Origin of the sequence: Palleronia sp., assembly GCF_042089775.1 — a bacterium.
Classification (GTDB): Bacteria; Pseudomonadota; Alphaproteobacteria; order Rhodobacterales; family Rhodobacteraceae; genus Palleronia.
In genome coordinates this window covers 1-24,398 of the sequence record NZ_JBELKF010000012.1, presented here as the reverse complement: position 1 = coordinate 24,398, position 24,398 = coordinate 1, and the positions used below count along the sequence as shown (strand labels likewise).

Here is a 24,398-nt window from a genome sequence, read left to right as displayed (position 1 = left end):
TCTAGCCGATCGAGCGTTCGAGCCCGGGGTATCTCAGGCCAAGCGTCACCCCCCGCGCGATGAAACTCACGAGGAACGCGATCCAGAGGCCGTGATTGTCGAAAATCGGGACCAGGAGCAGCGCGGCCACGACATAGATCGCGAAGCTCAGTCCCATCATGTTGCGCATGTCGCCCGTCCGGGTCGCGCCGATGAAGATGCCGTCGAGCATCCAGGCCGCGCAGCCGAAGATGGGTGCGGCGATCATGTAAGGCAGGTAGGCGCGCGCCTCTTCGCGCACAAGCGGCGCGGTCGTCATCACATCGATGATCCAGCCCCCCGTCGTCAGGAAGAGGACCGCCAGGAACAACCCCGTGACCGCTCCCCATAGCGAGGCGAGCGCCGCCCCCCGCCGGAACAGGTCCCGCCGCCCCCGTCCAAGGGCCGATCCCACGATGGCCTCTGCCGCGAAGGCGAAGCCGTCCATGGCGAAGGCCGTGATCTCGAGGAACTGCAGGAGGATCTGGTTGGCGGCGAGCTTCACGTCCCCGAACCGGGCGCCGGCAAGCAGGAAAGAGACGAAGATCGCCTGCAACAGCAGCGAGCGGATCAGGATATCGCCGTTCACCTGCGCGAACCGCCGCAGCTTGGCGGGGTCGAGCACGCGCCCCATGTCGCGCCAGGCTGTCCCCCCGAAGGCATCCCGGCAAAGCCACAGCCCTAGCGCAAGGCCCGACCATTCCGCGATGAACGTGGCCGCCGCGACCCCGCGCACGCCCCAGCCGAGGCCAAGGACGAACCACAGGTCGAGGACGATGTTCAGGCCGTTCATCAGCACCTGAATGGCAAAGACGCCCCGTGTGCGCTCGGCCGCGATAAGCCAGCCGGTGATCGCGTAGAGCGAGATCAGCGCGGGCGCGGACCAGACGCGCAGGCCCATGTATTGCCGGGCGAGGGCTTCAACCTCGTGGCTGGCGGGCGACACCAGGAAGGCGCCCGCGAACAGGGGCCATTGCAATGCAATGATGGCCAGCCCCCCGGCCAGTCCAATGGCGAGACCGCGGGTCAGGATCGCGGCGCCCTCGTCCATGTCCTCGCGGCCCAGCGCCTGGCTGGCGAAGCCCGTCGTTCCCATGCGCAGGAAGCCGAACACCCAGTAGAGCGCCGTCAGGATGATCGCGCCCACGCCGACCGCGCCGATCGGGGCAGCCTCGCCCATCTGGCCGACCACGCCGGTATCCACGGCCCCGAGGATCGGAACCGTTGCGTTCGACAGGACGATGGGTCCCGCCACCGCAAGGATGCGGCGGTGGGTGACGGGGCGCGGCTCAGCCATCCATCCCGGTCCGGGGCATGACGAAATGCCCGGTCGCCGAAGCGTAGAGCCGGTCGCGATTGTCCTGCCACCCTTCGACCTGGACCGAGGCAAAGCGTCGCCCCGACCGGACCACGCGGGCGCGTGCATAGGCGTCACGCGGCAGGCCCGAGCGCAGGTAATCGATGGTGAAGTCCACGGTCTTGGGCATGCGCGGCATGCCCTCGGGCGTCATCGACTCCGGGCCGAGGCGACCGCTTTCGACCTCGTCCCACAGCCGCGACCATGCCAGCGACAGCACGGCCGTCGTTTCGAGGAAGGCGGCCGTCACGCCGCCGTGCAGCGCAGGCAGCGTCGGGTTTCCGATCAGCTTTTCATCGAAGGGCAGGATGCCGGTCAGCTCGTCCCCCCGGCGCTCGAACCGGATGCCGAGGTAACGGATATAGGGGATGCCGCCGACGAGCGCTTCCAGGGCAGCGTCGCGCCGCTGCTTGATGACCTGCACGGGCTCGGGACGCGAACGGCTCATGTGCGGTTCCCCCCGTCGATGGTGAAGGCTCCGGCGGCCGTCGCGACAGGCGGGTCCTCCTGGTCGTCATAGGCCCGCGCCCGGATGAAGGCGACCGACCGAGTGACGTGGTAGACTTCGGCCCTAGCGCGAACCGTCTGCAGCGGCGTGGCCGCGCGCATGTAGTCGATCCGGAGGTCCAGTGTCGCGGTCGCCATCGCCCCGGCCGGATGGCTCATCACCGCGGCGCCGGAACAGGTGTCCATCAGCGCGGAAATCGCGCCGCCGTGGATCACGCCAGTCCGCGGGTCGCCGATCAGCTTCTCGTCGTAGGGCATCGAGATCACGCATGTGCCGTCGCCGATCTCTTCGATGGTCATGCCCAGCGCGCGGGCATGGGGAATCGCCCCGATAAACTGGCGGGCAATCTGCTCGGGAGGGATGGACATGGCGCGCTCCTTCGGTTGCCGGTGGTTTTGACCGACCGTCACGAAGGGGACAAGGCCTCGCGGAGCACGGGAACGTAACCGCTGGCCAGTTCGTTCGACGGGCATGGCTGAGATAAAGAAAATCGCGATCTTCGGCGCCAAGGGCGCAACGGGCCGCCAAGCGGTGCAACAGGCAGTCGCGCGCGGATACCGAGTGCGTGCGCTCGAGCTGTCGTGGCCGGAGAACCCCGACCTGCCGGAGGGGGTCGAAGCGGTGACCGCCAACGTGCTCGAGGACGACCTCGCCCCCGCGACCGAGGGCTGCGATGCGATCCTCTCGTGCATCGGGCTGCCCTTCACCGCCCGCACCGCGCTGAACCCGCCGCCGCTTTATACCGAAAGCGCGCGCCGCTATGTGGCCGCCATGAAGGACACGGGCATCGACCGCCTCGTGGTCATCTCGGCCAGTTTCGTCGAGACGCTCGACCGCGGCCCGCTGCTGTTCCGCGTTGCCGCGCGCGCGGCGCTCAGCCCGATCTTCGACCAGATGGGCGAGATGGAGCAGATCCTGCGCCAATCGACCGTCAGGTGGACGGCGGTGCGGCCGGGGTGGCTGATGGAGGGCGAGCTCACGCAGGACTACACGATCACGCCGAACGTGATCGCTCCTGATCTGATCCGGACACGTCATTCGGATCTTGCGCATTTCATGCTCGACTGTCTCGAAACGGAGATTTACGACCGGAGGACCCCGGCCATCGCCCGATCCGAGGATCGTGCGGCGGAAAGTGCCCGCAGTCTTGCGGCCGAGATCGCCCACTAGGCTCCCCCGGGGCGTTTCCGCTAGTGTGGGCGCGCAAAAGGAGCTTCCATGACGGAAAGCGAAAAACTCCTGTCCTTCAAGGAGATGTGCGCGAAGTTCGACGTCACCCCGCGGACCCTGCGGTACTACGAGTATATCGAGCTGCTGTCCCCCATCCGCGAGGGTCGCGCACGCTACTACACCCCGCGCGAGGTTGCGCGGATGACCCTGATCCTGCGCGGGCGGCGCTGGGGCTTCAGCCTCGAGGACATCCGCCAGTGGCTGCTGATCTACGACCAGATGGGGACCGAGGCGCAGATGCAGGCCTGGGTCGACCTGGCCGATCGCCAGATCGTCGAACTTCAGACGCAGCTTGACCAGCTGCGCTCGGCCGTCGACGAGCTGCGCGAGACCCGCGACGAGGTCGCGCGTTCCCTTGGGGAACGAACCGGGTAATTCTGACGCTACGTTTCCCGCGCGGCACCCCAAGGCCAGCTTGAATCGCCCGATCCCGTCTTTCATCTGTGACGCTGCTGCTAGTCTCAGAGGGCGAGAATGACGGAACGATTCATGACCATTCGCGAGATGTGCGACACCTTCGACGTTACTCCGCGCACGTTGCGGTTCTACGAATCCAAGGAACTTCTGTCGCCGGTTCGTGAAGGTCAGAAGCGGCTGTTCACCCACCGTGATCGTGCACGGCTCAAGCTGATCCTGCGCGGCAAGCGCTACGGGTTCAGCCTGGAAGAAATCCGTCAACTGCTGGACCTCTACGGCCCCGGCCCACAGCGCCGCATCCAGCTTGAGAAGACGCAAGAGATCGCGCGGCGCCGCCTCGAAGAGCTGCGGGCAGAGCGCGAAGCGCTGTCGGACGCGATCGCTGATCTCGAGCGCGAGATCGGCCTCGTCGAACAATCGCTGACCGAAGACCAGCCCGAAAGCTCGGCAGCCTGACCACATCCGGGAGGACCCAACGATGACCACCTACACCGCGCCCGTCGACGACATGCAGTTCATCCTGCACGACGTGCTGCAGATCTCGACCTCGGGCGTGCCGGGCTTCGACGAACTCGAGCCCGACTTCACCAAGGCCGTCCTCGAAGAGGCTGGAAAGCTCGCGTCGGACGTGCTGCACCCGCTGAACAAGGTCGGGGACGAGCAAGGCTGCCGCTTGGAAAACGGCGTGGTCCGCACGCCCGAAGGCTTCAAGGCGGCCTATGACAAGGTGTGCGAGGGTGGCTGGATCGGTCTGGACTGCGACCCCGAGTATGGCGGCCAAGGCATGCCGCACCTGTTGAACTCCTGCGTGGGCGAGATCTTTGTCTCGGCCAACATGGCGTTCAACATGTACCAAGGCCTGTCCCACGGCGCCTATAACGCGATCTACACCCACGGGACGGACGAGCAGAAGCGGACCTACCTCCCGAAGATGGTCGAGGGCACTTGGTCGGGCACGATGAACCTGACCGAGCCGCAGTGCGGTACCGACCTGGGCCTGATCCGCACCAAGGCCGAGCCGCAGGATGACGGAACCTACAAGATCTCCGGCCAGAAGATCTGGATCTCGGCCGGCGAGCACGACATGACGGACAACATCATCCACCTGGTTCTGGCCAAGATTCCCGGCGGCCCGGACGGGGTGAAGGGAATCTCGCTGTTCATCGTGCCGAAGTTCATGGTCAACGAGGACGGCTCGCTGGGCGAGCGCAACGCCGTCAGCTGCGGCGGCCTCGAGTCCAAGATGGGCATCCACGGCAACGCCACCTGCGTGATGAACTACGACGGTGCGACGGGCTTCCTGATCGGCGAGATGCACAAGGGCATGCGCGCGATGTTCACCATGATGAACGAGGCGCGGCTTGGCGTCGGCGTGCAGGGCTATAGCCAGGGCGCCGTCGCCTACCAGAATGCGCTGGCCTTCGCGAAGGACCGCGTGCAGGGACGTGACGTGACGGGTGCCAAGAACCCCGGCGGTGTGGCTGACCCGATCATCGTGCACCCCGACGTGCGCCGGAACCTGATGGACCAGAAGGCCTTCACCGAGGGTGCCCGTGCCTTCGCCCTGTGGGGCGCGCAGTTGATCGACCGGTCGCAGCGGTCGGGCGATGCCGAGTCCGAGGCGCTGGTGTCGCTGCTGACGCCGGTGCTCAAGGGCTTCCTGACGGACAAGGGATTTGAAACGACCGTCCTGGCGCAGCAGACCCTTGGCGGGTCGGGCTTCACGACCGAATGGGGGCTCGAGCAGTTCGTCCGCGACGCCCGGATCACCATGATCTACGAGGGGACGAATGGCATCCAGTCGCTCGACCTCGTGGGCCGCAAGCTGGGGCTGAACGGCGGCAAGACCGTCATGGGCTTCTTTGAGCTGATAAAAAGCTACATCAAGGAGAACGAGGGGGACGCGGCGCTGAAGGAAGGGTTCCTGGATCCGCTGAAGGCGGCGTCCAAGGATCTTCAGGGCGCGGCTACGTATTTCATGCAGAACGGCATGAAGAACCCGAACGAGGCGCTGTCGGGGTCGTATGACTTCATGCACCTCTTCGGCCACGTCTGCCTCGGCTACATGTGGGCGCAGATGGCCAAGGCCGCTTATGTCGCCAAGGCGAACGGCACCGGCAACGCAGCCTTCTACGACACCAAGATCGCCACGGGGCGCTACTACATGGCGCGCCAGCTGCCCGCGACCGGGATGCACCGCGCCCGCATCGAAAGCGGCGCCGCCCCGGTCATGGCGCTGGACGTCGAGCAGTTCTGATCCCTCTCGTCCGGGGGCCTTCGGGTTCCCGGGTGCACCTTCCGTCCACAGGACAGCTCTCGCTATGCTGCCTCCCAAGCAGCCAGACCGCGAAAGGGGCCGCGATGCCCAAGAGATTTCGCCTGACCCGGCGGTTCAACGTCGCCATGACCGAGGATGGCTATCGCCGCCTGCGCCGCTTCTCGACCGAAGCCGGTCTGGACGAGGGCGAAGCGCTATCTTTCCTCTTCGAGCATTTCGACAGCGTCACGAATGGCGACAACCTGACCGCGCGGCTGCGGCTGTTCAATTCAGAGCTTGAGGCCCGCAAGCGCTGACGCTTATCGAAGCGCCCGCCCCTTCACGATCGCGTCCGCACCAAATCGCGCGCGTATCGCGTCCGTCGCCCGCTCGGCCCCCGCGCGGGCAAGCGCCTGCGGGTCAAGAAGGTCGCCCGCCTGGTCCGCCCCATCCGCGTCGGCAAGGTCGCTGACTCCGACGCCGACCAGGCGGAACGGCCCCTGCCCCACTACTGGATCAAAGAGCGCGCGGGCCGTGCGGTAGACGCGGTCGGCGATCTGCGTCGGCTCGGACAGGCTGGTGCGGCGAGTGAGGATGCGGTGGTCAGCGCGCTTCAGCTTCAGCGTCACGATCCGGCCGGCGACCCCCTTTGCCTTCAGGCGCCCCGCAACCTTGTCGGCCATGCGCCAGATATGCCCGTCGAGGATGTCGGGATCGCCCGTATCCACGCCGAACGTCGTCTCGTTCGACACCCCCTTCACCGGCGTATTCGCCTTGACCCGCCGCACATCCTCGCCCCGCGCGAGATGCCAGAGCCGCCCGCCCATCCCACCGAACCGCGCCTCGAGGTCGCGCTTCTCCCAGCGGCGCAAGTCGGTGAAGGTGCGGATGCCGGCCTTCTCAAGGCTCTTCCGCGTCACCTCGCCCACGCCCCAGATCAGCGACACCGGCTTTTCGGCCAGAAAGTCCATCTTCTCGGCAGCGCCGATCACCGAAAAACCGCGCGGTTTTTCAAGGTCCGAGGCGAGTTTGGCCAAGAACTTGTTGTGCGACAGCCCGACCGAGCCCGAGATTCCCAGCTCGTCCTGCATCCGCCGCACCAGCCGGGCGAGCATCACGGCCGGCGGCGCCCCGTGCAGGCGGGCGGTGCCGGTGAGATCCATGAACGCCTCGTCGAGCGACAGGGGTTCCACCGCGGGCGTCAGCTCCTCCATCATCGCACGAACCTGGCGCGAAACCTGGGAATACACCTCGAAGCGCGGCTTCACGACCGTCGCCTCGGGGCAGAGCTTGAGCGCCTGGAACATCGGCATGGCCGACCGGACCCCCTTGATCCGAGCGATGTAACAAGCGGTGGTCACGACGCCGCGCGATCCGCCGCCCACGATCACCGGCTTGTCGCGCAGGTCGGGGTTGTCGCGCTTTTCGACGCTTGCATAGAAGGCGTCACAATCCATGTGGGCGATGGACAGGTCGAAAAGCTCGGGGTGGCTACGGGTGCGCGGCGACCGGCAGGCGGGACAGCGGGCGCCCGCCTCAAAGGTCGTCAGGCAATCACAACACATCGAGGGCATGGACATCATGTATGCGAGGCAGCCTTCCGGTGATAGATGATTTCAACGGCGCCAAGGTGGCGATCCTGGCGGGCGACCGGCTGGTGACGCTGAAGCGGGACAACGATCCCGGAATCCCGTGGCCCGACATGTGGGACCTGCCCGGCGGCGGGCGCGACGGGGACGAGACGCCCGAGGCCTGCGTCATCCGCGAGACGCGGGAAGAGACGGGGCTGGTGCTGTCACCGGATCGGATCATCCACCGGGCCTTGTACGGTGACCGCGTGTTCTTCGGCGCGGAATGGCCGGGCCTCACCGAGGCAGCCATGCGGCTGGGCGACGAGGGTCAGGCGCTTGCCCTGATGCCGGTCACTGAGTTCCTGCTGCGCACGGACGCCATTCCGGCGCTACGGGACCGGCTGGCGCGTTTCCTGGGAGAGCGCGAGCGTCGTCACTCGGCCGCGACCGACGCGCCTCCGCGCTGGCCGTAGGCGCAGAGACGCTCGACGACCTCGGAGATCCGCGCCTTGACATCCTCGTAGCCCGAATGCGGCACCAGTGTCGCCTCGTCCATGTAGGCGGCGCGGTCGATCTCGACTTGGATGACGTGACGATTCGCGCGTGGGCGGCCGTAATGCTGCGCGATGAAGGCGCCGGCAAAAGGCGCGTTGCGCGAGACGGTAAAGCCCGCGCGCGTGAATTCGCCCTCGACCAGATCGCTGACCTCGCTCGACGCGGCAGCGCCGAATCGGTCGCCCAGAACGATGTCGGGACGCTTCCGTCCGACCGAGATATAATCGAGCGCCTCGTGCGGCATGGAATGACAATCGATAAGGATCGAGCGGCCGAACGCGGATACGCTGTCGTCGACGAGACGGCGCAAGGCGGTGTGATAAGGATGCCAGCCATCCCTGAGCCGGGCGCGCACCTCGGACTGGGACAGCTTTCCCGAATAGATCGGCCGCCCGCCCGCGACGACGCGGGGGATGACGCCAAGCCCGGAGGCGACCCGCGGATTGTGCGGACCGCGACGCTGTCCCTCGATCAGCGCAGGGTCGAGTTCATCCACGGAGCGATTCACGTCAAGCCACGCCCGCGGCATCCGCGCGGCAAGCAGCGGCGCCCCGTGGTCGGTGGCAACGTGGAACAACTTGTCCACGAAAGCGTCCTCGGAAGACCGCAGGTGCTGGGCCGGCAGAATTGACTGGTGGACGAAATCACCGCAATAGTCGCGCCCCGAATGGGGTGATGCAAAGACAAGCGCCGTGCTCCGCCGCTCGGGCAGGTGCAGGTCGTAGGCACGCTCACTTATTACATCGCTTTTCATCTTCGCCTCCTCGCATGGAAGATGGGGTGAGGAAAGCTCTTGAACAGCCCGGCGCGACCTTTTATAGACCGCGCACCGATGCGGAACCGGCTTCCGCTCAGAGGTGTTACGGCGCCTGTGGCCTCAGGGGTCGGGACTTGGCGGAAGGGCGATTAGCTCAGCGGTAGAGCACTTCGTTGACATCGAAGGGGTCACTGGTTCGATCCCAGTATCGCCCACCACGCCACAGAATTCACCGCCCCGGATCAGTCCGGGGCAGAACCGCAACCGAAGGCGCGAGCCCCGCGCCGCGACAGATGGGAGAAAGCGATGAAGGTTCGTAATTCGCTTCGTTCGCTGAAGACCCGCCACCGCGATTGCCGCGTTGTGCGCCGCAAGGGCCGTGTCTACGTCATCAACAAGACGCAGCGCCGGTTCAAAGCCCGCCAGGGCTGAGGTCTTTGCGACCTTGGATTGAAAAAGGCCGTCCTTTCCGGCAAGCTCCTTACCAGATGTGTTGTAGATTGCGCGTCGCCTCGGCGGCGCGCTTTCTCGTTCAATCGCCGAAGAGATCCCTCTCATAGATCCGCCCCTTTGCGATCCCGAGCTTCATCGCCGGCGTCTGCTTCGTCTGCCGCGTGCCCATCCAGTTGTGGTGAAAGCGGTAGATCTCGACGATCCTGGTCAGGATCTCCGGCTTGTAGAGGAAATAGCGATCCCGGGTCAGGCCGTTGCTGATTGGCGTCGCCACTGGACGGGATGCGGGGCGGACATTGCTGCGAATCTTGCGGAAGTAGCTATCGACACTACGCAAAGTCGCGAGCCGAATCAGCCTTGCGCATCGTTCGGTGGTCAGTTCAGGCCGATCGGTCTTCAGGTCGACGACCCGCGAAGGCTCCGACTTCGTGTGGTAGGGCCAGACGAACGGTGTGCCGAGCCGATGGCCGGCAAGGCGCTTCACGATCTCCCGGTCGATCTCCTCGTTGAAGACCTTCTCGGGCAGCAGTTGAGCTGGTGGGCAGAAAGCTCCAAATCGTTGCGCAGGTCCCGGCGCCCTTGCGCCCACAACACCTCTCGGACATCGTTCACCTGATACTTGTCGAAGACCACGGTGGCGACATCGACACGACCGGCCTGAACTTCGGGGGCGAAGGCCGCCAGAAACGCTTTGCTGAGGCCGGCATCCTGATTCTGGACGAAGTAGAATCGGCAGTCCGATTTCGAAGTCATTCGCCGGAGCATCAGGGCGTGAGCGTACTGCTGAATGGCCTGGCGCACGAGGCCCCCTTCGTGCGGGAGTTGAAGACCCATATAGACCTCGGTCGCGATCTCCGGATCGACCGCCACGCCGGCGGTGATGTCGTCGAGGAGCTCCTTGAATTCGGTGGCGGTCCATAAACGACCGCCGCGTCGGAAGCAGCGCGCTTTCTTGGCGTCTCCGTTAATCGCCATGTCGATCTCGACCTGCTCAATATCGCCGCTGGGATCGAACTGGAGAAGGCCCAGGACGATGTATCCCGAGTTCGCGTGCGCGGTACAGAGATGCTGCACCGCCACCGAGGCGCGCGTCTTGCGATTTGGCCAGTTAAGGCTCAGGGTCTGGCCGTCTGTGGCAAAACGACGGCTGTAACGCTCCCAGTCAACGCCGCGGAGATCGCCCTCGCGGCGCGCGGTGAACTCCCGGATGCGGGCGTAGATGAAGTCCAGCTTTCGGTCTACATCCCGGGGTGCGAGGTCGGAAATTTGCGAGATCTGCGACAGGCAATTGCCATTCACGAGGAGCTTCAGGACTTGGCCGTTCTTCGACTGTCGGCGGTGGTTCCGTGCGGGATGTCCGACGGTGAATGTTGAGCCGCACTGCTTGCAAAGGAAACGCTGATGGCCGGGCTGAGGTCCTGCCGACCTTGCGGTAGGGTTCCGGTCGATCGTCAGCGGGCTTCCCGCGGCAGACGCATCCGGCGATCCGGCGATCCGGCGATCCGGCACGATCTACCCGCGCCACCAGGGCGTTGCGAACGCCTCAGGCGCGTGTATTCTTCGACAGTAGCGCAGTTGTCCTTGAGCACGGACTCTTGTCCGCAAGAGCGACAGGTGAAGGCTTTCTTGTCCCCCGTGCCAATCACTTTCCCACGAGGGAAATTGGCGTTGACAGCAGACAGATTGAGCCCTCGGCCGTCCCGCGGGTCCGGATCAACGCCGAACTGGGCGCATTGGGCGTTACGACGAAGGTTCACATCCACCCCGAAAAAATGGGAATGGAACGCGCCGCTTTCCGGCTGTCGCAGATTTTTGCAGGACAGACTTCACCTGACACCTCCGTCGTGAGGTTGCGTCAAGCTGGCCTTTTTAAGTGGAAGGTTGGCCAGAGTCTGGCCAACCGAAGAATCTTCTAAAACGCATCTGGTAAGGGGCTTGCCTTTCCGGGATGGCCTTTTTCTTTTGTCGCATCGGCTATCGGTCGCATCGGGGGCAGAATGCGACTCCTGCCCCCGCGCCAGTCAGAGAACAGCCGCCGGGTCGACCGCCTCGCGATTCTGCGCCTGCCCCACCGCACGATTCGTCAGACGTCCGGCGTGGACGTTCAGACCGGCAGCAAGGTGCGGATCGGCGCGGCAAGCGCCCTGCCAGCCCTGATCCGCCAAGGACAGCATGAACGGCATCGTGGCGTTCGACAGCGCTTGGGTCGAGGTGCGCGGCACCGCGCCGGGCATGTTCGCCACACAGTAATGCATGATGCCGTCGACCTCGAAGCTCGGATCCTGATGAGTGGTCGGCTTCGCGGTTTCGAAGCACCCGCCCTGGTCGATGGCCACGTCCACCAGCACGGCGCCCGGATGCATCGAGGACAGTTCCTCGCGGGTGACGAGCTTGGGCGCCGCTGCGCCGGGAATCAGCACCGCGCCGATCACCATCTCGGCTCGCGCCACCAGTTCCGCAGTGACGGTGCGCGAGGCATAGCCCGTCTTGAAGAGACCCGCGAAAGTGTCGTCGAGGTAGCGCAGCCGCGGAAGCGACATGTCCAGCACAGTTACGTCCGCTCCCATTCCCGCCGCAACGCGGGCGGCCTGCGTCCCGACGACGCCACCGCCGATGACGACCACGCGCGCCGGCGCCACGCCTGGCACGCCACCCATCAGCACGCCCCGGCCGCCATTGGCCTTCTGCAGCGTGTAGGCGCCCATCTGCGGCGCAAGCCGCCCGGCAACCTCGGACATCGGCGCGAGCAGCGGCAGTCCACCGCGTGCGTCGGTCACGGTCTCGTAGGCGATGCACGTCGCGCCCGAGGCCAGCAGATCGTCGGTCTGTGCACGGTCCGGCGCGAGGTGCAGGTAGGTAAACAGAAGCTGCCCCTCGGAGAGCATCTTGCGCTCGCCCGGTTGCGGCTCCTTCACCTTCACGATCATCTCGGCCTGCGAGAAAACCTCTTCGGCGGTCTGGACGATGCGGGCGCCGGCGGCCTCGTAATCGGCATCGGCATATCCTGCGCCGTCACCGGCGCCAGCTTCGATCAGCACCTCGTGCCCGTGGGCGACCGCCTCGGCCGCGGCGACGGGCGTCAGGCCCACGCGAAACTCCTGAGGTTTGATCTCGGTAGGGCATCCGATCTTCATTGCGCGCTCCTTGCTTAGCTTTGGCCGAAGCGTAGCGCCGGGCTGGCGCAAATCGGTTGATATTTCGCCCACCACGGCCGACAAATCGGCAGATGTTTCGAAGAATGGGCGATCAGCCAGGAGACGCTTGCACGATGATCGAGCTGGACGCGACGGATCGGCGCCTTCTGCGGGCGCTCCAGCGGAAGGGGCGGCTGTCGAACGCGGACTTGTCCGAGGCGGTATCTCTCAGTCCCTCGGCTTGCCACCGCCGGGTTGCGCGGCTCGAGCGGGAGGGCATTATCGCCGGGTACGTCGCCCTCCTCGACCGCGATGCGGTCGGGCGGCAAGTCACGGTCTTTGTCGAGATCACGCTGGCCGGCCAGACCGAGAAGGCGTTCGACGCTTTCGAACTGGCCGTATGCCAGATCCCCGAAGTGCTGGAGTGTCACATGACCGCCGGCAGCGCAGATTATCTGTTGAAGGTCGTGGTCGCCGATAGCGAGGACTTTGCAAGCCTGCACCGTCGCCATCTGGCGAAACTGCCGGGGGTGGCGAAGATGCAGTCCAGCTTTTCCCTGCGGCGTGTGCGCGAGACGACCGAACTGCCGGTCTAGCAGCTCAATCGTAAGAGCCCGAAACACCTATCTCGGCAGTGCCCGAGATGTCGACCGTAACGCCGGTGCCAGTCACCCGGACCTCGTCGCTTCGGGGCTCGGGCAAGCCACTTTCCCCACAGGCCGCAAGCAACAGGAGTAGTGCCGGGGCGAGGCGGGTCATGCGAGGCGCTCCTTCCAGGCGGCGATCTGGGTTCGCACGTTATCGGGCGCGGTGCCGCCGAAGGATTTGCGTGAGGCGACGGAATTGTCCACGCCCAAGACGTCGAACACGCCTTCGGTCAGGGCGGGATGAACCTCCCGCATTTCCGCGAGGCTCAGGTCGGGCAGATCGCAGCCCTTGGCCTCGGCCTTCGCGACGAGCGTGCCGGTGACGTGGTGGGCATCGCGGAACGGCAGCCCCGCCTCGCGCACCAGCCAGTCGGCCAAGTCGGTGGCGGTCGAGAAGCCGTGCCCGGCGGCGGCGCGCAAGGCGTCGGGGTTCGCAGCCATGTCGCCGATCATCCCCGTCATCGCGGCCAGCGACAGCATCAGCGTATCGGCGGCGTCGAAGACCTGCTCCTTGTCCTCCTGCATGTCCTTGGAATAGGCGAGCGGCAGTCCCTTCATCACCATCAGCAGCGCCGACTGCGCTCCGAAGATCCGGCCGATCTTGGCACGGATCAGCTCGGCCGCGTCGGGGTTCTTCTTCTGCGGCATGATGGACGAGCCGGTCGAGAAGCGGTCGGACATGGCCACGAAGCGGAACTGGGCCGAGGACCAGATCACCAGTTCTTCGCTGAGGCGGCTCAGGTGCATCGCGCAGATCGACGCCGCCGACAGGAAGTCGAGCGCGAAGTCCCGGTCGCTGACCGCGTCGAGCGAATTGGCGCAGGGACGGTCGAAACCCAGTGCCTCGGCCGTGGCGTGGCGGTCGATGGGGAAGGACGTGCCCGCAAGCGCCGCCGCGCCGAGGGGGGATTCGTTCATGCGCTTCCGCGCATCCTCGAAGCGGGACAGGTCGCGCGACAGCATCTCGACATAGGCCAGCATATGGTGGCCCCAGGTCACAGGCTGGGCGGTCTGCAGGTGGGTGAAGCCGGGCATCACCCAGTCGGCCCCCTGCTCGGCCTGCCCCACCAGCTCCGTTTGCAGCGCCGCGATGCCGGCGATGGCGGCGTCGCACTGGTCGCGCACCCACAGGCGGAAGTCGGTTGCGACCTGGTCGTTGCGCGAGCGGCCCGTGTGCAGGCGGCGGCCCGCGTCGCCGATCAGCGCGATCAGGCGGGCCTCGACGTTCATGTGGATGTCTTCCAGCGCCGCCGAAAACTTGAACGTCCCGCCCTCGATCTCTGACAAGACGGTGAGCAGCCCTTCCCGTATCGCCTCGGCATCTTTATCGGTGATAATGCCCTGCGCGGCCAACATCGCCGCATGGGCCCGAGAGCCCGCGACGTCCTGGGCTGCCAACCGCTGGTCGAAGCCGATCGAGGCGTTGATCGCCTCCATGATCTGGTCGGGACCGCCGGCGAAGCGGCCGCCCCACATGGCGTTCGAGGTGCTGTCGGAATCGGACATGGACGACCTTTCGCGGAGGATGCAGATGAGACTACTTGCCGCCGTTCTTTATCTGGCGCTTGGCAGCGCTGCAAATGCCGCCGACCTGTCGGGGGTCGAACTGTCGGGCGACATGCGCAAGCTGGTGGTCCACGACACGCCGCAAGACGTGCCGCCCTTGACCTTCGAGACGCCCGAAGGCGACAGCGTTGCGCTGGCCGAATATGCGGGCAAACCGGTCCTCCTGAACTTCTGGGCGACATGGTGTGCCCCCTGCCGCGAAGAAATGCCGGCGCTCGACGCGATCCAGAAGGCCGGCACAGCCGAGGTTGTGACGGTCGCGACGGGGCGCAACTCGATCGACGGGATCGAGCGGTTCTTCGATGAAACGGGCATCGAGGCGCTGCCGATCCTTCTGGACCCGAACCAGAGCGAGGCGCGCCAGATGGCCGTCCTCGGCCTGCCGGTCACGGTACTGATCGACGCCGAGGGGCGCGAGGTCGCCCGCCTGACCGGCGGCGCGGAATGGGACAGCCCCGAGGCCGCGGCCGTGATCGAGGCGCTCGGGCAGTAGCCGCGCGGGCACTTGAAAGCCGCGCACGGGCACGCCATGTCTGCGCGCACCCTTGCTATTGCGGGCTTTCATGGAACCTTCTGCCACTCTTCTCGTCGCCGCAGCTGCCTTTAGCGGCATCACGGCCTTCCGCCGCTGGCGGCAGGGCCCGCTGAACACGGCCGACTCGGCCCGCGATGCGTGGCGCGCCGTCTATCCCGGCGACCGGGTCCGCGCATCGATCATTGGCGAGGACGGGCGCACGGCACTGGTGGAGACGGACTGGGGTTGCGGTCTGATCTGCCGGCGCGGGAGGGTCGCGCGGCGCCTCGACAAGGCCGAGACCGACATCGGCTCAGACGGCTTGAACATCCATCTGGGCGACATCGACGTGCCGCGCGTGACGGTAAAACTCAGCCCGGCTGACGCCGCGACCTGGCACGACAAGATCGCCGAAAGCTAGGCCGCCTCGACCTCAGACGGCGGCCTTGCGACTTTCCTCAAGATAGATTTCGCGCAGGCGCTGCGCCACCGGGCCTGGCGCTCCCTGCCCCACCGGAACACCGTCGATCTCGACCACCGGCGTCACGAAGGTCGTGGCCGAGGTTACGAACGCTTCGTCAGCGGCCTTCGCCTCTTCGACGGTAAAGGCACGCTCTTCCACCTTCATCTGCGCCTCGCGGGCGAAACGCAGAACCGCGGCGCGTGTGATGCCGTGCAGGATCTCGGGGCCCAGGTTTCGGGTCACGATCACCCCGCCCTTGACGATGTACGCGTTGTTCGAGGTGCCTTCGGTGACCACCCCCTCCTCGACCATCCAGGCATCGTCGGCGCCCTGCGCCTTGGCCGCCATCTTGCCCATGGATGGATAGAGAAGCTGCACCGTCTTTATATCCCGCCGGTCCCAGCGAAGATCGGGCAGCGTAACGACCTTGATCCCCGCCTTGGCGACAGGACTGTCCGCCAGCCCCGGCTTCGACTGGGTGAAGAGCACGACGGTCTGTCGCGTGCCCTCGGGCGGATAGGCAAAATCGCGGTCCGCGGCGCCGCGCGTAACCTGGAGGTAGACCATGCCATCCTCGATCCCGTTCTCGGCAACGAGACGTCGGTGAATCTCGAGCAGCTCGTCGCGGCTCATGGGCATGGGCATTTCTAGTTCGCCCAGGCTCCGCTCGAGCCGAACGGCGTGACCGTCGAAGTCGATCAGCTTGCCTTCGAGGACGCTCGTGACCTCATAGACACCGTCGGCGAACAGGAAGCCCCGGTCGAAGACGCTGATCGTGGCGTCTTCCTCGGGCAGGTACTCGCCGTTGACATATACGGTGCGGGACATGAGCGGCCTCCTTTTACGGAGGGCGGTTTAGCCCCCCGCCGCGGTCAAGTATAGGCCCAGATCAACAGGCCGGCGCCCAGGATCAAGCGGTAGACGACGTAGGGCGTGAAGCTGACGCTTTTCAGAAGGCGAAACATCAGCTTCAGCGCAACAAGCGCCGAGAGCAGCGACAGAATTGCGACAACGGCAGCATCGCGGATCACCGCTTCACTGGGCGCGCTTATGAGGTCGAGCGACAGAAGCGTAGCGCTGGCTATGATCGTCGGGATCGACATCAGCATCGACAGCCGCGCCGCGTCGGTGCGCGTGTAGCCAAGGCCGCGCCCGCCGGTGATGGTGATGCCCGAGCGTGAGGTGCCGGGGACCAGCGCGAGCATCTGCCACATCCCCATGATCAGCGCGTGCTTGAGCGTCCACTCCGGCGCAGTGCGCACCTCGGCCCCACGCTGATCGAGGACCCACAGCAGGATACCGAAGATGATGGATGTCCACCCGATCAGCGCGACAGAGCGCATCAGATCCGACAGGCCGGTGACCTTCAGGATCAAGCCCGCGATGATGACAGGAATGGTGGCAATGATCAGGCACAACGTGAGCCAGGCGCCCTGATCATGAATGCGCCCCCGCAGCAGCGACGGTATGCCCGCAACGGCAGCGCGCACGTCTGCCCAGAAGAAGAGGACGACCGCTGCGAGGGTGCCGACATGTGCGGCGACGTCGATCAGAAGGCCCTGGTCGACGTGCCCGGTCAGCGCCGGAAGCAGCACGAGGTGACCGGAGGACGAGATCGGCAGGAACTCGGTGATGCCCTGCACGATGGCGACAATGACGAGATAGAGAAGAGGCATTTGAGCGCGCTCCGAGGGATGTTCGCGGCCCGTATAAGCTGGTGCTTACATCATGGGAATCTCGAAGAATGTCCCGTTTCGGCCATATTATCCTGCCGAGAGCCCCCGGACTCCGACCGGCTCGCCTTGCCGTCAAGTATTTAGGGCAATGCTGCTGTCATAAATGCGATTTCACCCCTTTTATGAAAGATGATTCCGGTGTAGGGGAGGCACGTCACAGGAGGGATGCGCCTTGGCTAACGAGAAGATGCTTAAATTCACGACCATCGCGCGGTCGATGCCGGACAAACGCTCTGCCGAGGATCGCAAGGGCGACTTCGACGAGATCTATGCCGAGTTCTCGGACGAGAAGGCCGGCGACCAGGCCGGGCGGTGCAGCCAGTGCGGCGTTCCGTATTGCCAGGCGCATTGCCCCGTGAACCACAACATCCCCGACTGGCTGCGGATGACGGCCGAAGGGCGGCTGGAAGAGGCGTATCTTCTGGCGCAGGAGAACAACACCTTCCCCGAGGTCTGCGGCCGGATCTGTCCGCAGGACCGCCTGTGCGAAGGCAACTGCGTCATCGAGCAGGCGGGCCACGGCACCGTCACCATTGGCGCGGTCGAGAAATACATCACCGACAATGCGTGGGAGCAGGGCTGGGTCAAGCCGATCGCCAATGCCGGCGAGCGGCCCGAGAGCGTGGGCATCATCGGCGCGGGCCCCGGCGGACTGTCGGCGGCGCACATGCTGCGGCTCCAGGGGGTGCAGGTCACGGTCTATGACCGCTACGACCGCGCGGGCGGACTGATGACCTACGGCATCCCCGGCTTCAAGCTGGAGAAGGACGTGGTCGAGCGGCGGGTCAAGTGGCTCGAGGATGGCGGCGTGACCTTCCGGATGAACTGCAACGTGGGCAGCGACATCTCGTGGGACGAGGTGCGGCAGGCCCATGATGCGGTGCTGATCGCCACCGGCGTCTACAAGTCGCGCGACCTGCAGGCGCCGGGCGTTGGCGCGAAGGGGATCGTGCGCGCGATCGACTACCTGACCGCATCGAACCGCCAGAGCTTTGGCGATTCCGTGCCCGAGATGGAAAACGGAGAGCTGAACGCCGCGGGCAAGAAGGTCGTCGTGCTTGGCGGTGGCGACACCGCGATGGACTGCCTGCGCACCGCGATCCGGCAGGGTGCGACCAGCGTGAAGTGCCTGTACCGCCGGGACCGGACGAACATGCCGGGCTCGCAGCGCGAGGTGCAGAACGCCGAGGAAGAGGGTGTCGAGTTCGTCTGGCTGTCCGCCCCCAAGGGCTTCACCGGCGAGACGATCGAGGGCGTGATGGTCAGCCGGATGCGGCTGGGTCAGCCCGACGCGACGGGACGGCAGGTGCCCGAGATCATCGAAGGCTCGGAGTATATCGAAGAGGCCGACCTCGTGATCAAGGCGCTCGGGTTCGAGCCCGAGGACCTGCCCAAGCTCTGGGGCGTGGAGGGGCTGGAAGTGACCCGCTGGGGCACCGTGCTGGCCGATTTCCAGACGCACGAGACCTCGCTGCCCGGCGTCTATGCCTGCGGCGACATCCAGCGGGGCGCCTCGCTGGTGGTCTGGGCGATCCGGGATGGACGCGAGGCCGCGCAGGCGATCATGGCGCAGTTCGCGGGGGCCGCGGCCGTAGCGGCCGAGTAAACCGGCCGGCGTCGGAACGGCGTGTGAAATGCGTCGGAACGACGTGAGAATCGTGTAAGAGAACTGTGAGACATCGCGTCGGAGGGCTTGGCCCCCGGCGTACGGTAAGAAAGGGGAAAGGTCGCGGACCGTGACCTTTCCGCGCGAGGATGATCCGCCCCCGCCGACGACCTTGTGGGGCACCCGCCCCCGGTCCTTCCGGGAGCATTTGACCGAAATCGACGAAGGAGGGGCGCACCGCCCGGCCTTCCCCGCTGAAGGAAATGTCGCGATGACCAAGTACGATGCCGAATGGGTTGCCCGCGAGGAAGCCAAGCGCGCCTACATGGCCGAAAATGCGCTTTATAGCCCCGAGGACGAGCATTCGTCCTGCGGCGTGGGGCTGGTCGTGTCGATCGACGGATCGCGCCAACGGCGCGTCGTCGAAAAGGGCATCGCCGCGCTGAAGTCGGTCTGGCACCGGGGCGCCGTGGACGCGGACGGCCGCACCGGCGACGGCGCCGGCATCCACGTGCAGATCCCGCGCGCCTTCTTCGAGGACATGATCGCCCGCACCGGCCACGCCCCGATCGAGGGCCAGCAGCTTGCCGTGGGCCAGGTGTTCCTGCCGCGCACGAACTTCGGCGCGCAGGAGACCTGCCGGACCATCGTGGAATCCGAGATCCTGCGGATGGGCTATTTCATCTACGGCTGGCGGCACGTCCCCGTGGACACGGCCTGCCTTGGATCGAAGGCCAATGCGACGCGCCCCGAGATCGAGCAGATCCTGATCTCGAACTGCAAGGGCGTCGATGAAGAGACGTTCGAGCGCGAGCTTTACGTCATCCGCCGCCGGATCGAAAAGGCCGCCGCCGCCGCGGGCGTGGGGCAGCTTTACATCTGCTCGCTGTCCTGCCGGTCGATCATCTACAAGGGGATGTTCCTGGCGCAGGACGTGGCCGAGTTCTATCCCGACCTTCTGGACGAACGGTTCGAGAGCGCGTTCGCGATCTATCACCAGCGCTATTCGACCAACACCTTCCCGCAATGGTGGCTGGCCCAGCCCTTCCGCATGTTGGCCCATAACGGCGAGATCAACACGCTGAAGGGCAACACCAACTGGATGAAGAGCCACGAGATCCGCATGGCATCCGCCACGTTCGGAGAGCTGGCCGAGGACATCAAGCCGATCGTGCCGCAGGGGTCGAGCGACTCGGCGGCGCTGGATTCGGTGTTCGAGGTTCTGGTGCGCTCGGGCCGGTCGGCGCCGATGGCGAAGACGGTTCTGGTGCCCGAGTCGTGGTCGAAGCAGGCCGAGGAGCTGCCCGAGGCGTGGCGGGACATGTATTCCTACTGCAACTCGGTGATGGAGCCGTGGGACGGCCCGGCCGCGCTTGCGATGACCGACGGGCGCTGGGTGTGCGCCGGCCTCGACCGGAACGGGCTGCGTCCGATGCGCTATGTCGTGACCGGCGACGGGCTGGTGATCGCGGGGTCCGAGGCCGGGATGGTCCCGGTCGACGAGTCGAAGGTCGTCGAGAAGGGCGCGCTGGGTCCGGGGCAGATGCTGGCCGTGGATATCCAGGACGGTGCGCTTTATCACGATGCCCAGATCAAGGACCGGCTGGCGGCGTCGCAGCCCTTCGGCGAGTGGGTCGGCAAGATCAACGAGCTGGACGCCGAACTGGCGAAGGTGGACGAGCGGCCGCTGTTCGACGGCGTCGACCTGAAGCGCCGGCAGATCGCGGCGGGCTATACGCTCGAAGAGATCGAGCAGATCCTGGCGCCGATGGCCGAGGACGGGAAGGAGACGCTGGCGTCGATGGGCGACGACACGCCCTCGGCCGTACTGTCCGAGACCTACCGGCCGCTGTCGCACTTCTTCCGCCAGAACTTTTCGCAGGTGACGAACCCGCCGATCGATTCGTTGCGCGAGTTCCGGGTGATGAGCCTGAAGACCCGGTTCGGGAACCTGAAAAACGTGCTGGACGAATCGTCCGCGCAGACCGAGATCCTGGTGCTTGATTCGCCGTTTGTCGGGAATGCGCAATTCGACCGGATGGTCGAGGCGTTCAACGCGCCCATGGTCGAGATCGACTGCACGTTCGAGCCCGGCCGCGGCTTTGGGACGCTGCGCGAGGGGCTCGACCGTATTCGTGACGCCGCCGAGGACGCGGTGCGGTCCGGTGCGGGGCATATCGTGCTGACCGACCAGGGCGTGAGCGAGAGCCGCGTCGCGATGCCGATGATCCTCGCCACCAGCGCCGTGCATAGCTGGCTGACGCGGCAGGGGCTGCGGACGTTCTGCTCGATCAACGTGCGCTCGTCCGAGTGCATCGATCCGCATTACTTCGCGGTGCTGATCGGCTGCGGCGCGACCACGGTGAACGCCTACCTCGCCGAGGATACGCTGGCCGACCGCATCGCGCGAGGACTGCTGGATTGCTCGCTGACGGAAGCCGTGGCGCGGTACCGCCGGGCGATCGACCAAGGTCTGCTAAAGATCATGTCGAAGATGGGGATCAGCGTGATCTCGAGCTATCGGGGCGGCCTGAACTTCGAGGCGGTGGGGCTGTCGCGCGCCATGTGCGCCGAGTTCTTCCCCGGGATGCACAGCCGCATCAGCGGCATCGGCGTGAACGGCATCCAGATGAAGGCCGAAGAGGTCCACGCGCGGGGCTTCCGCGGCGGGCGCGACGTGCTGCCCATCGGCGGCTTCTACAAGGCACGCCGCACGGGCGAGACCCATGCGTGGGAATCGACGTCGATGCACATGCTGCAGATGGCCTGCAACAAGGGCAGCTTCCAGATGTGGAAGCAGTACTCGGCCAAGATGCAGAGCGCGAAGCCGATCCACCTGCGCGACCTGATGGACTTCAAGCCGCTCGGCGCGCCAGTGCCGCTGGAGGAAGTCGAGTCGATCACCTCGATCCGCAAGCGGTTCGTGACGCCGGGCATGTCGCTTGGCGCCCTGTCGCCCGAGGCGCACCGGACGCTGTCGATCGCGATGAACCGGATCGGCGCCAAGTCGGATTCGGGCGAGGGCGGCGAGTCGCCCGACGATTTCACGCCCGACTCGAACGGCGACAACCGGTCAGCCAAGATCAAGCAGGTCGCCTCGGGGCGCTTCGGCGTCACGGCGGAATACCTGCTGGCGTGCGAAGAGCTTGAGATCAAGGTGGCCCAGGGCGCCAAGCCCGGTGAGGGGGGCCAGCTTCCGGGGATGAAGGTGACGCAGTTGATCGCGAAGCTGCGGCATTCGACGCCCGGCGTGACGCTGATCTCGCCGCCGCCGCACCACGACATCTACTCGATCGAAGACCTGGCGCAGCTGATCTACGACCTCAAGCAGATCAACCCCAAGGCCAAGGTGACGGTGAAGCTGGTCGCGTCGAGCGGCGTCGGCACGATTGCCGCCGGCGTGGCGAAGGCCAAGGCCGACATCATCCTGATCTCGGGGCACAATGGCGGCACGGGTGCCAGCCCTGCCACGTCGATCAAGTATGCGGGCCTGCCGTGGGAGATGGGCCTGACCGAGGCGCACCAGGTTCTGGCGATGAACGACCTGCGCAGCCGCGTGACGCTGCGCACGGATGGCGGCCTGCGCACGGGCCGCGACATCGTCATGGCCGCGATGATGGGCGCCGAGGAGTTCGGGATCGGCACCGCCGCCCTAATCGCCATGGGCTGCATCATGGTCCGCCAGTGCCAGTCGAACACCTGCCCCGTCGGCGTCTGCACGCAGGACGACGCGCTGCGCGAGAAGTTCACGGGCACGGCCGAGAAGGTGGTGAACCTCATCACCTTCTACGCGCAGGAGGTGCGGGAAATCCTCGCCGAGATCGGCGCGCGCAGCCTGCACGAGGTGATCGGCCGGGCGGATCTGCTGTCCCAGGTCAGCCGCGGGTCGGCGCATCTGGACGACCTGGACCTGAACCCGCTTCTGGTCACGGTCGACGAGACGGGGGACATCCGCTACGACCACAACCAGCCGCGCAACGAGCCGGACGAGACGCTGGACGCCGAGATCGTGCGCGACGCGCAGCGGTTCCTGCAGGACGGCGAGAAGATGCAGCTGTCCTACGCGGTGCAGAACACGCATCGCACCGTGGGCACCCGCACGTCGAGCCACATCGTCCAGAAGTTCGGGATGCGCAACAAGCTGCAGCCCGACCACCTGCACATAAAGCTGACCGGCAGCGCGGGTCAGTCGCTGGGGGCCTTTGCCGCTCCGGGCCTCAAGATCGAGGTGTCGGGCGATGCCAACGACTATGTCGGCAAGGGCCTGTCGGGCGGCATCATCGTGGTCCGCCCGCCGATGGTCAGCCCGCTCGACGCGGCGGCGAACACCATCATCGGCAACACCGTGCTTTATGGTGCGACCGACGGCTACCTCTTCGCGGCCGGCCGCGCGGGCGAGCGGTTCGCCGTCCGCAACTCGGGCGCGCGGACGGTGATCGAAGGCTGCGGGTCGAACGGCTGCGAATACATGACCGGCGGCATCGCGGTGATCCTGGGCGAGATCGGCGCCAATTTCGGCGCCGGCATGACCGGCGGCATGGCGTTCCTTTACGACCCCGAGGGACGCGCCGAGGTGCTGATGAACAAGGAGACGCTGGTGACCTGCTCTGTCGGGACGGATCACTACTGCGACCTTCTGAAGGGCCTGATCGAGCGTCACCACGACGAGACCGGATCGCGCCGCGCGGCAAGCCTCTTGCAGAACTGGGAGGTCGAGCTGGGCAAATTCGTCCAGGTCTGCCCGAAGGAAATGCTGGGCAAGCTGGAGCATCCTATCGGGATCGAAGAGGCGGCGATTCCCGCCGAATGATTCCGGCCGAATGAGCAAAAAGGGCGTCCTGCGGCTCCAGCCCCTGACGTCAAGTGTCGAAGCCCGCGGGGACCCTGCGGGCTTCTTCCTTTGTGGTCACGACCGGATACGACTGCACCGATCTTCCTGACACTTCCGGCTTCGGGACCGCTTGCTGTCCGCTGCTTCGCGCCGAGCGCCGGGTGGGACCAGGTCCGAATCCGGTATTGCATGCAATGAACGGACTCCGCTGCGAGGCAAAGAAGCAGAATACGCCGAATAATAGCGACTATCGCATGGCCCGTGCCGCTTCTTGCCATAGACCTTCTCGGCATTTGGGTTCGCCAATCTCTCTACGGCCCGTGCTGGAATCCCACCGGAGATGCGCGCGGCATCTTCAGCTGCACGATCAGCATCCTACCCGCTGTAACGAAGTATCTGCTTGCTGTTTCAGGCCTTGTGGCCTTGACGGTGGCTGCGAAGGAGATTGTGAGACCCCTAGATCGGGATCAGCGGATGCGATCTTGGGTGGTCGCCATGATGGCGCACGCTGGGCTTTGCTTCTTTGTTGCGAGGGGCATCGCGATACCTTGACTGTCTCGCTGCTTTGAGGCGATCCGGAAAACGCCAAGTGAAGCTCGCCCCTTCTATAGCAGATCCCTTTCATGCACGCGGCCCCGTGCGAGGCCGATGCGCATCGCTGGCGTCTTTCCATCGGCGCGCGGCTCCATCCGATTGCTCCTGATCCGATTGCTCCTGACCCGATCGTGGTAGAAGTCGATATGCCGGTAGATGTCGCGGTAGGGGAGGCCAGATCTTC

At 65.6% G+C, this 24,398-nt stretch carries 24 protein-coding genes and 1 tRNA gene; 13 read left to right on the top strand and 12 right to left on the bottom strand.

Going from position 1 to position 24,398, the window contains the following annotated elements:
* Position 1 precedes the first annotated feature (1 nt).
* The 3 genes from ACFDS3_RS05130 to ACFDS3_RS05120 are packed head-to-tail and all read right to left on the bottom strand — an operon-like array spanning position 2 to position 2,251.
* Positions 2 to 1,315, bottom strand: a complete 1,314-nt coding sequence (locus ACFDS3_RS05130; protein ID WP_375261272.1) for an MATE family efflux transporter — start codon at positions 1,313 to 1,315, stop codon at positions 2 to 4.
* Positions 1,308 to 1,823, bottom strand: a complete 516-nt coding sequence (locus ACFDS3_RS05125) for a PaaI family thioesterase (RefSeq protein WP_375261271.1) — start codon at positions 1,821 to 1,823, stop codon at positions 1,308 to 1,310. The genes ACFDS3_RS05130 and ACFDS3_RS05125 overlap by 8 nt, the downstream gene beginning before the upstream one ends.
* Positions 1,820 to 2,251, bottom strand: coding sequence for a PaaI family thioesterase (locus ACFDS3_RS05120; RefSeq protein WP_375261270.1), 432 nt, complete (start codon positions 2,249 to 2,251; stop codon positions 1,820 to 1,822). Before ACFDS3_RS05120 ends, ACFDS3_RS05125 begins: the two co-directional genes overlap by 4 nt.
* Before the next feature lie 103 nt (positions 2,252 to 2,354).
* On the opposite strand from ACFDS3_RS05120, the gene ACFDS3_RS05115 reads away from it, so the two are divergent.
* The 5 genes from ACFDS3_RS05115 (at position 2,355) to ACFDS3_RS05095 (ending at position 6,104) form a co-directional block, all read left to right on the top strand.
* Entirely contained in the window at positions 2,355 to 3,053 is a 699-nt protein-coding gene (locus ACFDS3_RS05115; protein WP_375261269.1) for an SDR family oxidoreductase, read from the top strand.
* A 48-nt stretch (positions 3,054 to 3,101) separates the two neighbouring features.
* Positions 3,102 to 3,488, top strand: coding sequence for a MerR family DNA-binding transcriptional regulator (locus tag ACFDS3_RS05110; RefSeq protein ID WP_375261268.1), 387 nt, complete (start codon positions 3,102 to 3,104; stop codon positions 3,486 to 3,488).
* 99 nt (positions 3,489 to 3,587) lie between these two features.
* A complete protein-coding gene (locus ACFDS3_RS05105; protein WP_375261267.1) occupies positions 3,588 to 3,986 on the top strand; it encodes a MerR family DNA-binding transcriptional regulator in 399 nt (132 codons plus the stop codon).
* A 22-nt stretch (positions 3,987 to 4,008) separates the two neighbouring features.
* A complete protein-coding gene (locus ACFDS3_RS05100; protein ID WP_375261266.1) occupies positions 4,009 to 5,787 on the top strand; it encodes an acyl-CoA dehydrogenase C-terminal domain-containing protein in 1,779 nt (592 codons plus the stop codon).
* 104 nt (positions 5,788 to 5,891) lie between these two features.
* Positions 5,892 to 6,104 (top strand): hypothetical protein, encoded by a 213-nt coding sequence (locus ACFDS3_RS05095; RefSeq protein WP_375261265.1) that lies wholly within the window; start codon positions 5,892 to 5,894, stop codon positions 6,102 to 6,104.
* A gap of 3 nt (positions 6,105 to 6,107) precedes the next feature.
* On the opposite strand, the gene ACFDS3_RS05090 is transcribed toward ACFDS3_RS05095, so the two are convergent.
* A complete protein-coding gene (locus ACFDS3_RS05090; RefSeq protein ID WP_375261308.1) occupies positions 6,108 to 7,361 on the bottom strand; it encodes a DNA polymerase IV in 1,254 nt (417 codons plus the stop codon).
* An 11-nt stretch (positions 7,362 to 7,372) separates the two neighbouring features.
* On the opposite strand from ACFDS3_RS05090, the gene ACFDS3_RS05085 reads away from it, so the two are divergent.
* Entirely contained in the window at positions 7,373 to 7,831 is a 459-nt protein-coding gene (locus tag ACFDS3_RS05085) for an NUDIX domain-containing protein (protein ID WP_375261264.1), read from the top strand.
* Here ACFDS3_RS05085 and ACFDS3_RS05080 read toward each other — a convergent pair.
* A complete protein-coding gene (locus tag ACFDS3_RS05080; protein ID WP_375261263.1) occupies positions 7,792 to 8,667 on the bottom strand; it encodes an N-formylglutamate amidohydrolase in 876 nt (291 codons plus the stop codon). The genes ACFDS3_RS05085 and ACFDS3_RS05080 overlap by 40 nt on opposite strands.
* A gap of 146 nt (positions 8,668 to 8,813) precedes the next feature.
* Between ACFDS3_RS05080 and ACFDS3_RS05075 the strand changes: the two genes are divergently transcribed.
* Together ACFDS3_RS05075 and ykgO are read left to right on the top strand one after the other, a co-directional pair.
* A tRNA-Val gene (locus ACFDS3_RS05075) sits at positions 8,814 to 8,888 on the top strand.
* Positions 8,889 to 8,976: 88 nt separating this feature from the next.
* Complete coding sequence (ykgO, locus tag ACFDS3_RS05070; protein WP_085854111.1) at positions 8,977 to 9,102, top strand: type B 50S ribosomal protein L36; 126 nt, start codon at positions 8,977 to 8,979, stop codon at positions 9,100 to 9,102.
* 100 nt (positions 9,103 to 9,202) lie between these two features.
* On the opposite strand, the gene ACFDS3_RS05065 is transcribed toward ykgO, so the two are convergent.
* From ACFDS3_RS05065 to ald, 3 genes are all read right to left on the bottom strand, one after another.
* Positions 9,203 to 9,607, bottom strand: a complete 405-nt coding sequence (locus ACFDS3_RS05065; protein WP_375261262.1) for a hypothetical protein — start codon at positions 9,605 to 9,607, stop codon at positions 9,203 to 9,205.
* A complete protein-coding gene (locus ACFDS3_RS05060; protein ID WP_375261261.1) occupies positions 9,604 to 10,632 on the bottom strand; it encodes a hypothetical protein in 1,029 nt (342 codons plus the stop codon). Before ACFDS3_RS05060 ends, ACFDS3_RS05065 begins: the two co-directional genes overlap by 4 nt.
* A gap of 512 nt (positions 10,633 to 11,144) precedes the next feature.
* Positions 11,145 to 12,257 carry an alanine dehydrogenase gene (gene ald, locus ACFDS3_RS05055; RefSeq protein ID WP_375261260.1) on the bottom strand — a complete coding sequence of 371 codons (1,113 nt, stop codon included), beginning with the start codon at positions 12,255 to 12,257 and terminating at the stop codon, positions 11,145 to 11,147.
* Between the two features lie 134 nt (positions 12,258 to 12,391).
* Between ald and ACFDS3_RS05050 the strand changes: the two genes are divergently transcribed.
* Complete coding sequence (locus tag ACFDS3_RS05050) at positions 12,392 to 12,853, top strand: Lrp/AsnC family transcriptional regulator (RefSeq protein ID WP_375261259.1); 462 nt, start codon at positions 12,392 to 12,394, stop codon at positions 12,851 to 12,853.
* Positions 12,854 to 12,857: 4 nt separating this feature from the next.
* Here ACFDS3_RS05050 and ACFDS3_RS05045 read toward each other — a convergent pair whose 3' ends face one another.
* Together ACFDS3_RS05045 and argH are read right to left on the bottom strand one after the other, a co-directional pair.
* A complete protein-coding gene (locus tag ACFDS3_RS05045) occupies positions 12,858 to 13,016 on the bottom strand; it encodes a hypothetical protein (RefSeq protein ID WP_375261258.1) in 159 nt (52 codons plus the stop codon).
* Positions 13,013 to 14,410, bottom strand: a complete 1,398-nt coding sequence (argH, locus tag ACFDS3_RS05040; RefSeq protein ID WP_375261257.1) for an argininosuccinate lyase — start codon at positions 14,408 to 14,410, stop codon at positions 13,013 to 13,015. The genes ACFDS3_RS05045 and argH overlap by 4 nt, the downstream gene beginning before the upstream one ends.
* A gap of 25 nt (positions 14,411 to 14,435) precedes the next feature.
* On the opposite strand from argH, the gene ACFDS3_RS05035 reads away from it, so the two are divergent.
* On the top strand, positions 14,436 to 14,963 hold the full coding sequence (locus ACFDS3_RS05035; RefSeq protein WP_375261256.1) for a TlpA family protein disulfide reductase: 528 nt from the start codon (positions 14,436 to 14,438) through the stop codon (positions 14,961 to 14,963).
* Between the two features lie 70 nt (positions 14,964 to 15,033).
* Positions 15,034 to 15,405, top strand: coding sequence for a hypothetical protein (locus tag ACFDS3_RS05030; protein WP_375261255.1), 372 nt, complete (start codon positions 15,034 to 15,036; stop codon positions 15,403 to 15,405).
* A gap of 12 nt (positions 15,406 to 15,417) precedes the next feature.
* Here the strand turns inward: ACFDS3_RS05030 and ACFDS3_RS05025 are convergent, their stop codons facing one another.
* The gene (locus ACFDS3_RS05025) at positions 15,418 to 16,275 is read right to left on the bottom strand and encodes a D-amino-acid transaminase (protein WP_375261254.1); all 858 of its coding nucleotides are present in this window, start codon (positions 16,273 to 16,275) and stop codon (positions 15,418 to 15,420) included.
* 44 nt (positions 16,276 to 16,319) lie between these two features.
* The gene (locus ACFDS3_RS05020; protein WP_375261253.1) at positions 16,320 to 17,123 is read right to left on the bottom strand and encodes an undecaprenyl-diphosphate phosphatase; all 804 of its coding nucleotides are present in this window, start codon (positions 17,121 to 17,123) and stop codon (positions 16,320 to 16,322) included.
* Positions 17,124 to 17,355: 232 nt separating this feature from the next.
* Between ACFDS3_RS05020 and ACFDS3_RS05015 the strand changes: the two genes are divergently transcribed.
* Both ACFDS3_RS05015 and gltB read left to right on the top strand, forming a co-directional pair.
* The gene (locus tag ACFDS3_RS05015; protein ID WP_375261252.1) at positions 17,356 to 18,789 is read left to right on the top strand and encodes an NAD(P)-dependent oxidoreductase; all 1,434 of its coding nucleotides are present in this window, start codon (positions 17,356 to 17,358) and stop codon (positions 18,787 to 18,789) included.
* 271 nt (positions 18,790 to 19,060) lie between these two features.
* Positions 19,061 to 23,599, top strand: a complete 4,539-nt coding sequence (gltB, locus tag ACFDS3_RS05010; protein WP_375261251.1) for a glutamate synthase large subunit — start codon at positions 19,061 to 19,063, stop codon at positions 23,597 to 23,599.
* Positions 23,600 to 24,398: the final 799 nt, after the last annotated feature.

What these genes read in the sequence shown, in the direction of transcription:
- ACFDS3_RS05080 (WP_375261263.1), bottom strand. Translation starts at nt 8,667, where the DNA reads ATGAAAAGCGATGTAATAAGTGAGCGTGCCTACGACCTGCACCTGCCC.
- ACFDS3_RS05115 (WP_375261269.1), top strand. Translation starts at nt 2,355, where the DNA reads ATGGCTGAGATAAAGAAAATCGCGATCTTCGGCGCCAAGGGCGCAACG.
- ACFDS3_RS05125 (WP_375261271.1), bottom strand. Translation starts at nt 1,823, where the DNA reads ATGAGCCGTTCGCGTCCCGAGCCCGTGCAGGTCATCAAGCAGCGGCGC.
- ACFDS3_RS05045 (WP_375261258.1), bottom strand. Translation starts at nt 13,016, where the DNA reads ATGACCCGCCTCGCCCCGGCACTACTCCTGTTGCTTGCGGCCTGTGGG.
- ACFDS3_RS05085 (WP_375261264.1), top strand. Translation starts at nt 7,373, where the DNA reads ATGCGAGGCAGCCTTCCGGTGATAGATGATTTCAACGGCGCCAAGGTG.
- ACFDS3_RS05020 (WP_375261253.1), bottom strand. Translation starts at nt 17,123, where the DNA reads ATGCCTCTTCTCTATCTCGTCATTGTCGCCATCGTGCAGGGCATCACC.
- ACFDS3_RS05110 (WP_375261268.1), top strand. Translation starts at nt 3,102, where the DNA reads ATGACGGAAAGCGAAAAACTCCTGTCCTTCAAGGAGATGTGCGCGAAG.
- ACFDS3_RS05105 (WP_375261267.1), top strand. Translation starts at nt 3,588, where the DNA reads ATGACGGAACGATTCATGACCATTCGCGAGATGTGCGACACCTTCGAC.
- ACFDS3_RS05030 (WP_375261255.1), top strand. Translation starts at nt 15,034, where the DNA reads ATGGAACCTTCTGCCACTCTTCTCGTCGCCGCAGCTGCCTTTAGCGGC.
- ACFDS3_RS05095 (WP_375261265.1), top strand. Translation starts at nt 5,892, where the DNA reads ATGCCCAAGAGATTTCGCCTGACCCGGCGGTTCAACGTCGCCATGACC.
- ACFDS3_RS05120 (WP_375261270.1), bottom strand. Translation starts at nt 2,251, where the DNA reads ATGTCCATCCCTCCCGAGCAGATTGCCCGCCAGTTTATCGGGGCGATT.
- ACFDS3_RS05100 (WP_375261266.1), top strand. Translation starts at nt 4,009, where the DNA reads ATGACCACCTACACCGCGCCCGTCGACGACATGCAGTTCATCCTGCAC.
- ykgO (WP_085854111.1), top strand. Translation starts at nt 8,977, where the DNA reads ATGAAGGTTCGTAATTCGCTTCGTTCGCTGAAGACCCGCCACCGCGAT.
- ACFDS3_RS05050 (WP_375261259.1), top strand. Translation starts at nt 12,392, where the DNA reads ATGATCGAGCTGGACGCGACGGATCGGCGCCTTCTGCGGGCGCTCCAG.
- ACFDS3_RS05035 (WP_375261256.1), top strand. Translation starts at nt 14,436, where the DNA reads ATGAGACTACTTGCCGCCGTTCTTTATCTGGCGCTTGGCAGCGCTGCA.
- ACFDS3_RS05130 (WP_375261272.1), bottom strand. Translation starts at nt 1,315, where the DNA reads ATGGCTGAGCCGCGCCCCGTCACCCACCGCCGCATCCTTGCGGTGGCG.
- ACFDS3_RS05025 (WP_375261254.1), bottom strand. Translation starts at nt 16,275, where the DNA reads ATGTCCCGCACCGTATATGTCAACGGCGAGTACCTGCCCGAGGAAGAC.
- argH (WP_375261257.1), bottom strand. Translation starts at nt 14,410, where the DNA reads ATGTCCGATTCCGACAGCACCTCGAACGCCATGTGGGGCGGCCGCTTC.
- ald (WP_375261260.1), bottom strand. Translation starts at nt 12,257, where the DNA reads ATGAAGATCGGATGCCCTACCGAGATCAAACCTCAGGAGTTTCGCGTG.
- gltB (WP_375261251.1), top strand. Translation starts at nt 19,061, where the DNA reads ATGACCAAGTACGATGCCGAATGGGTTGCCCGCGAGGAAGCCAAGCGC.
- ACFDS3_RS05090 (WP_375261308.1), bottom strand. Translation starts at nt 7,361, where the DNA reads ATGCCCTCGATGTGTTGTGATTGCCTGACGACCTTTGAGGCGGGCGCC.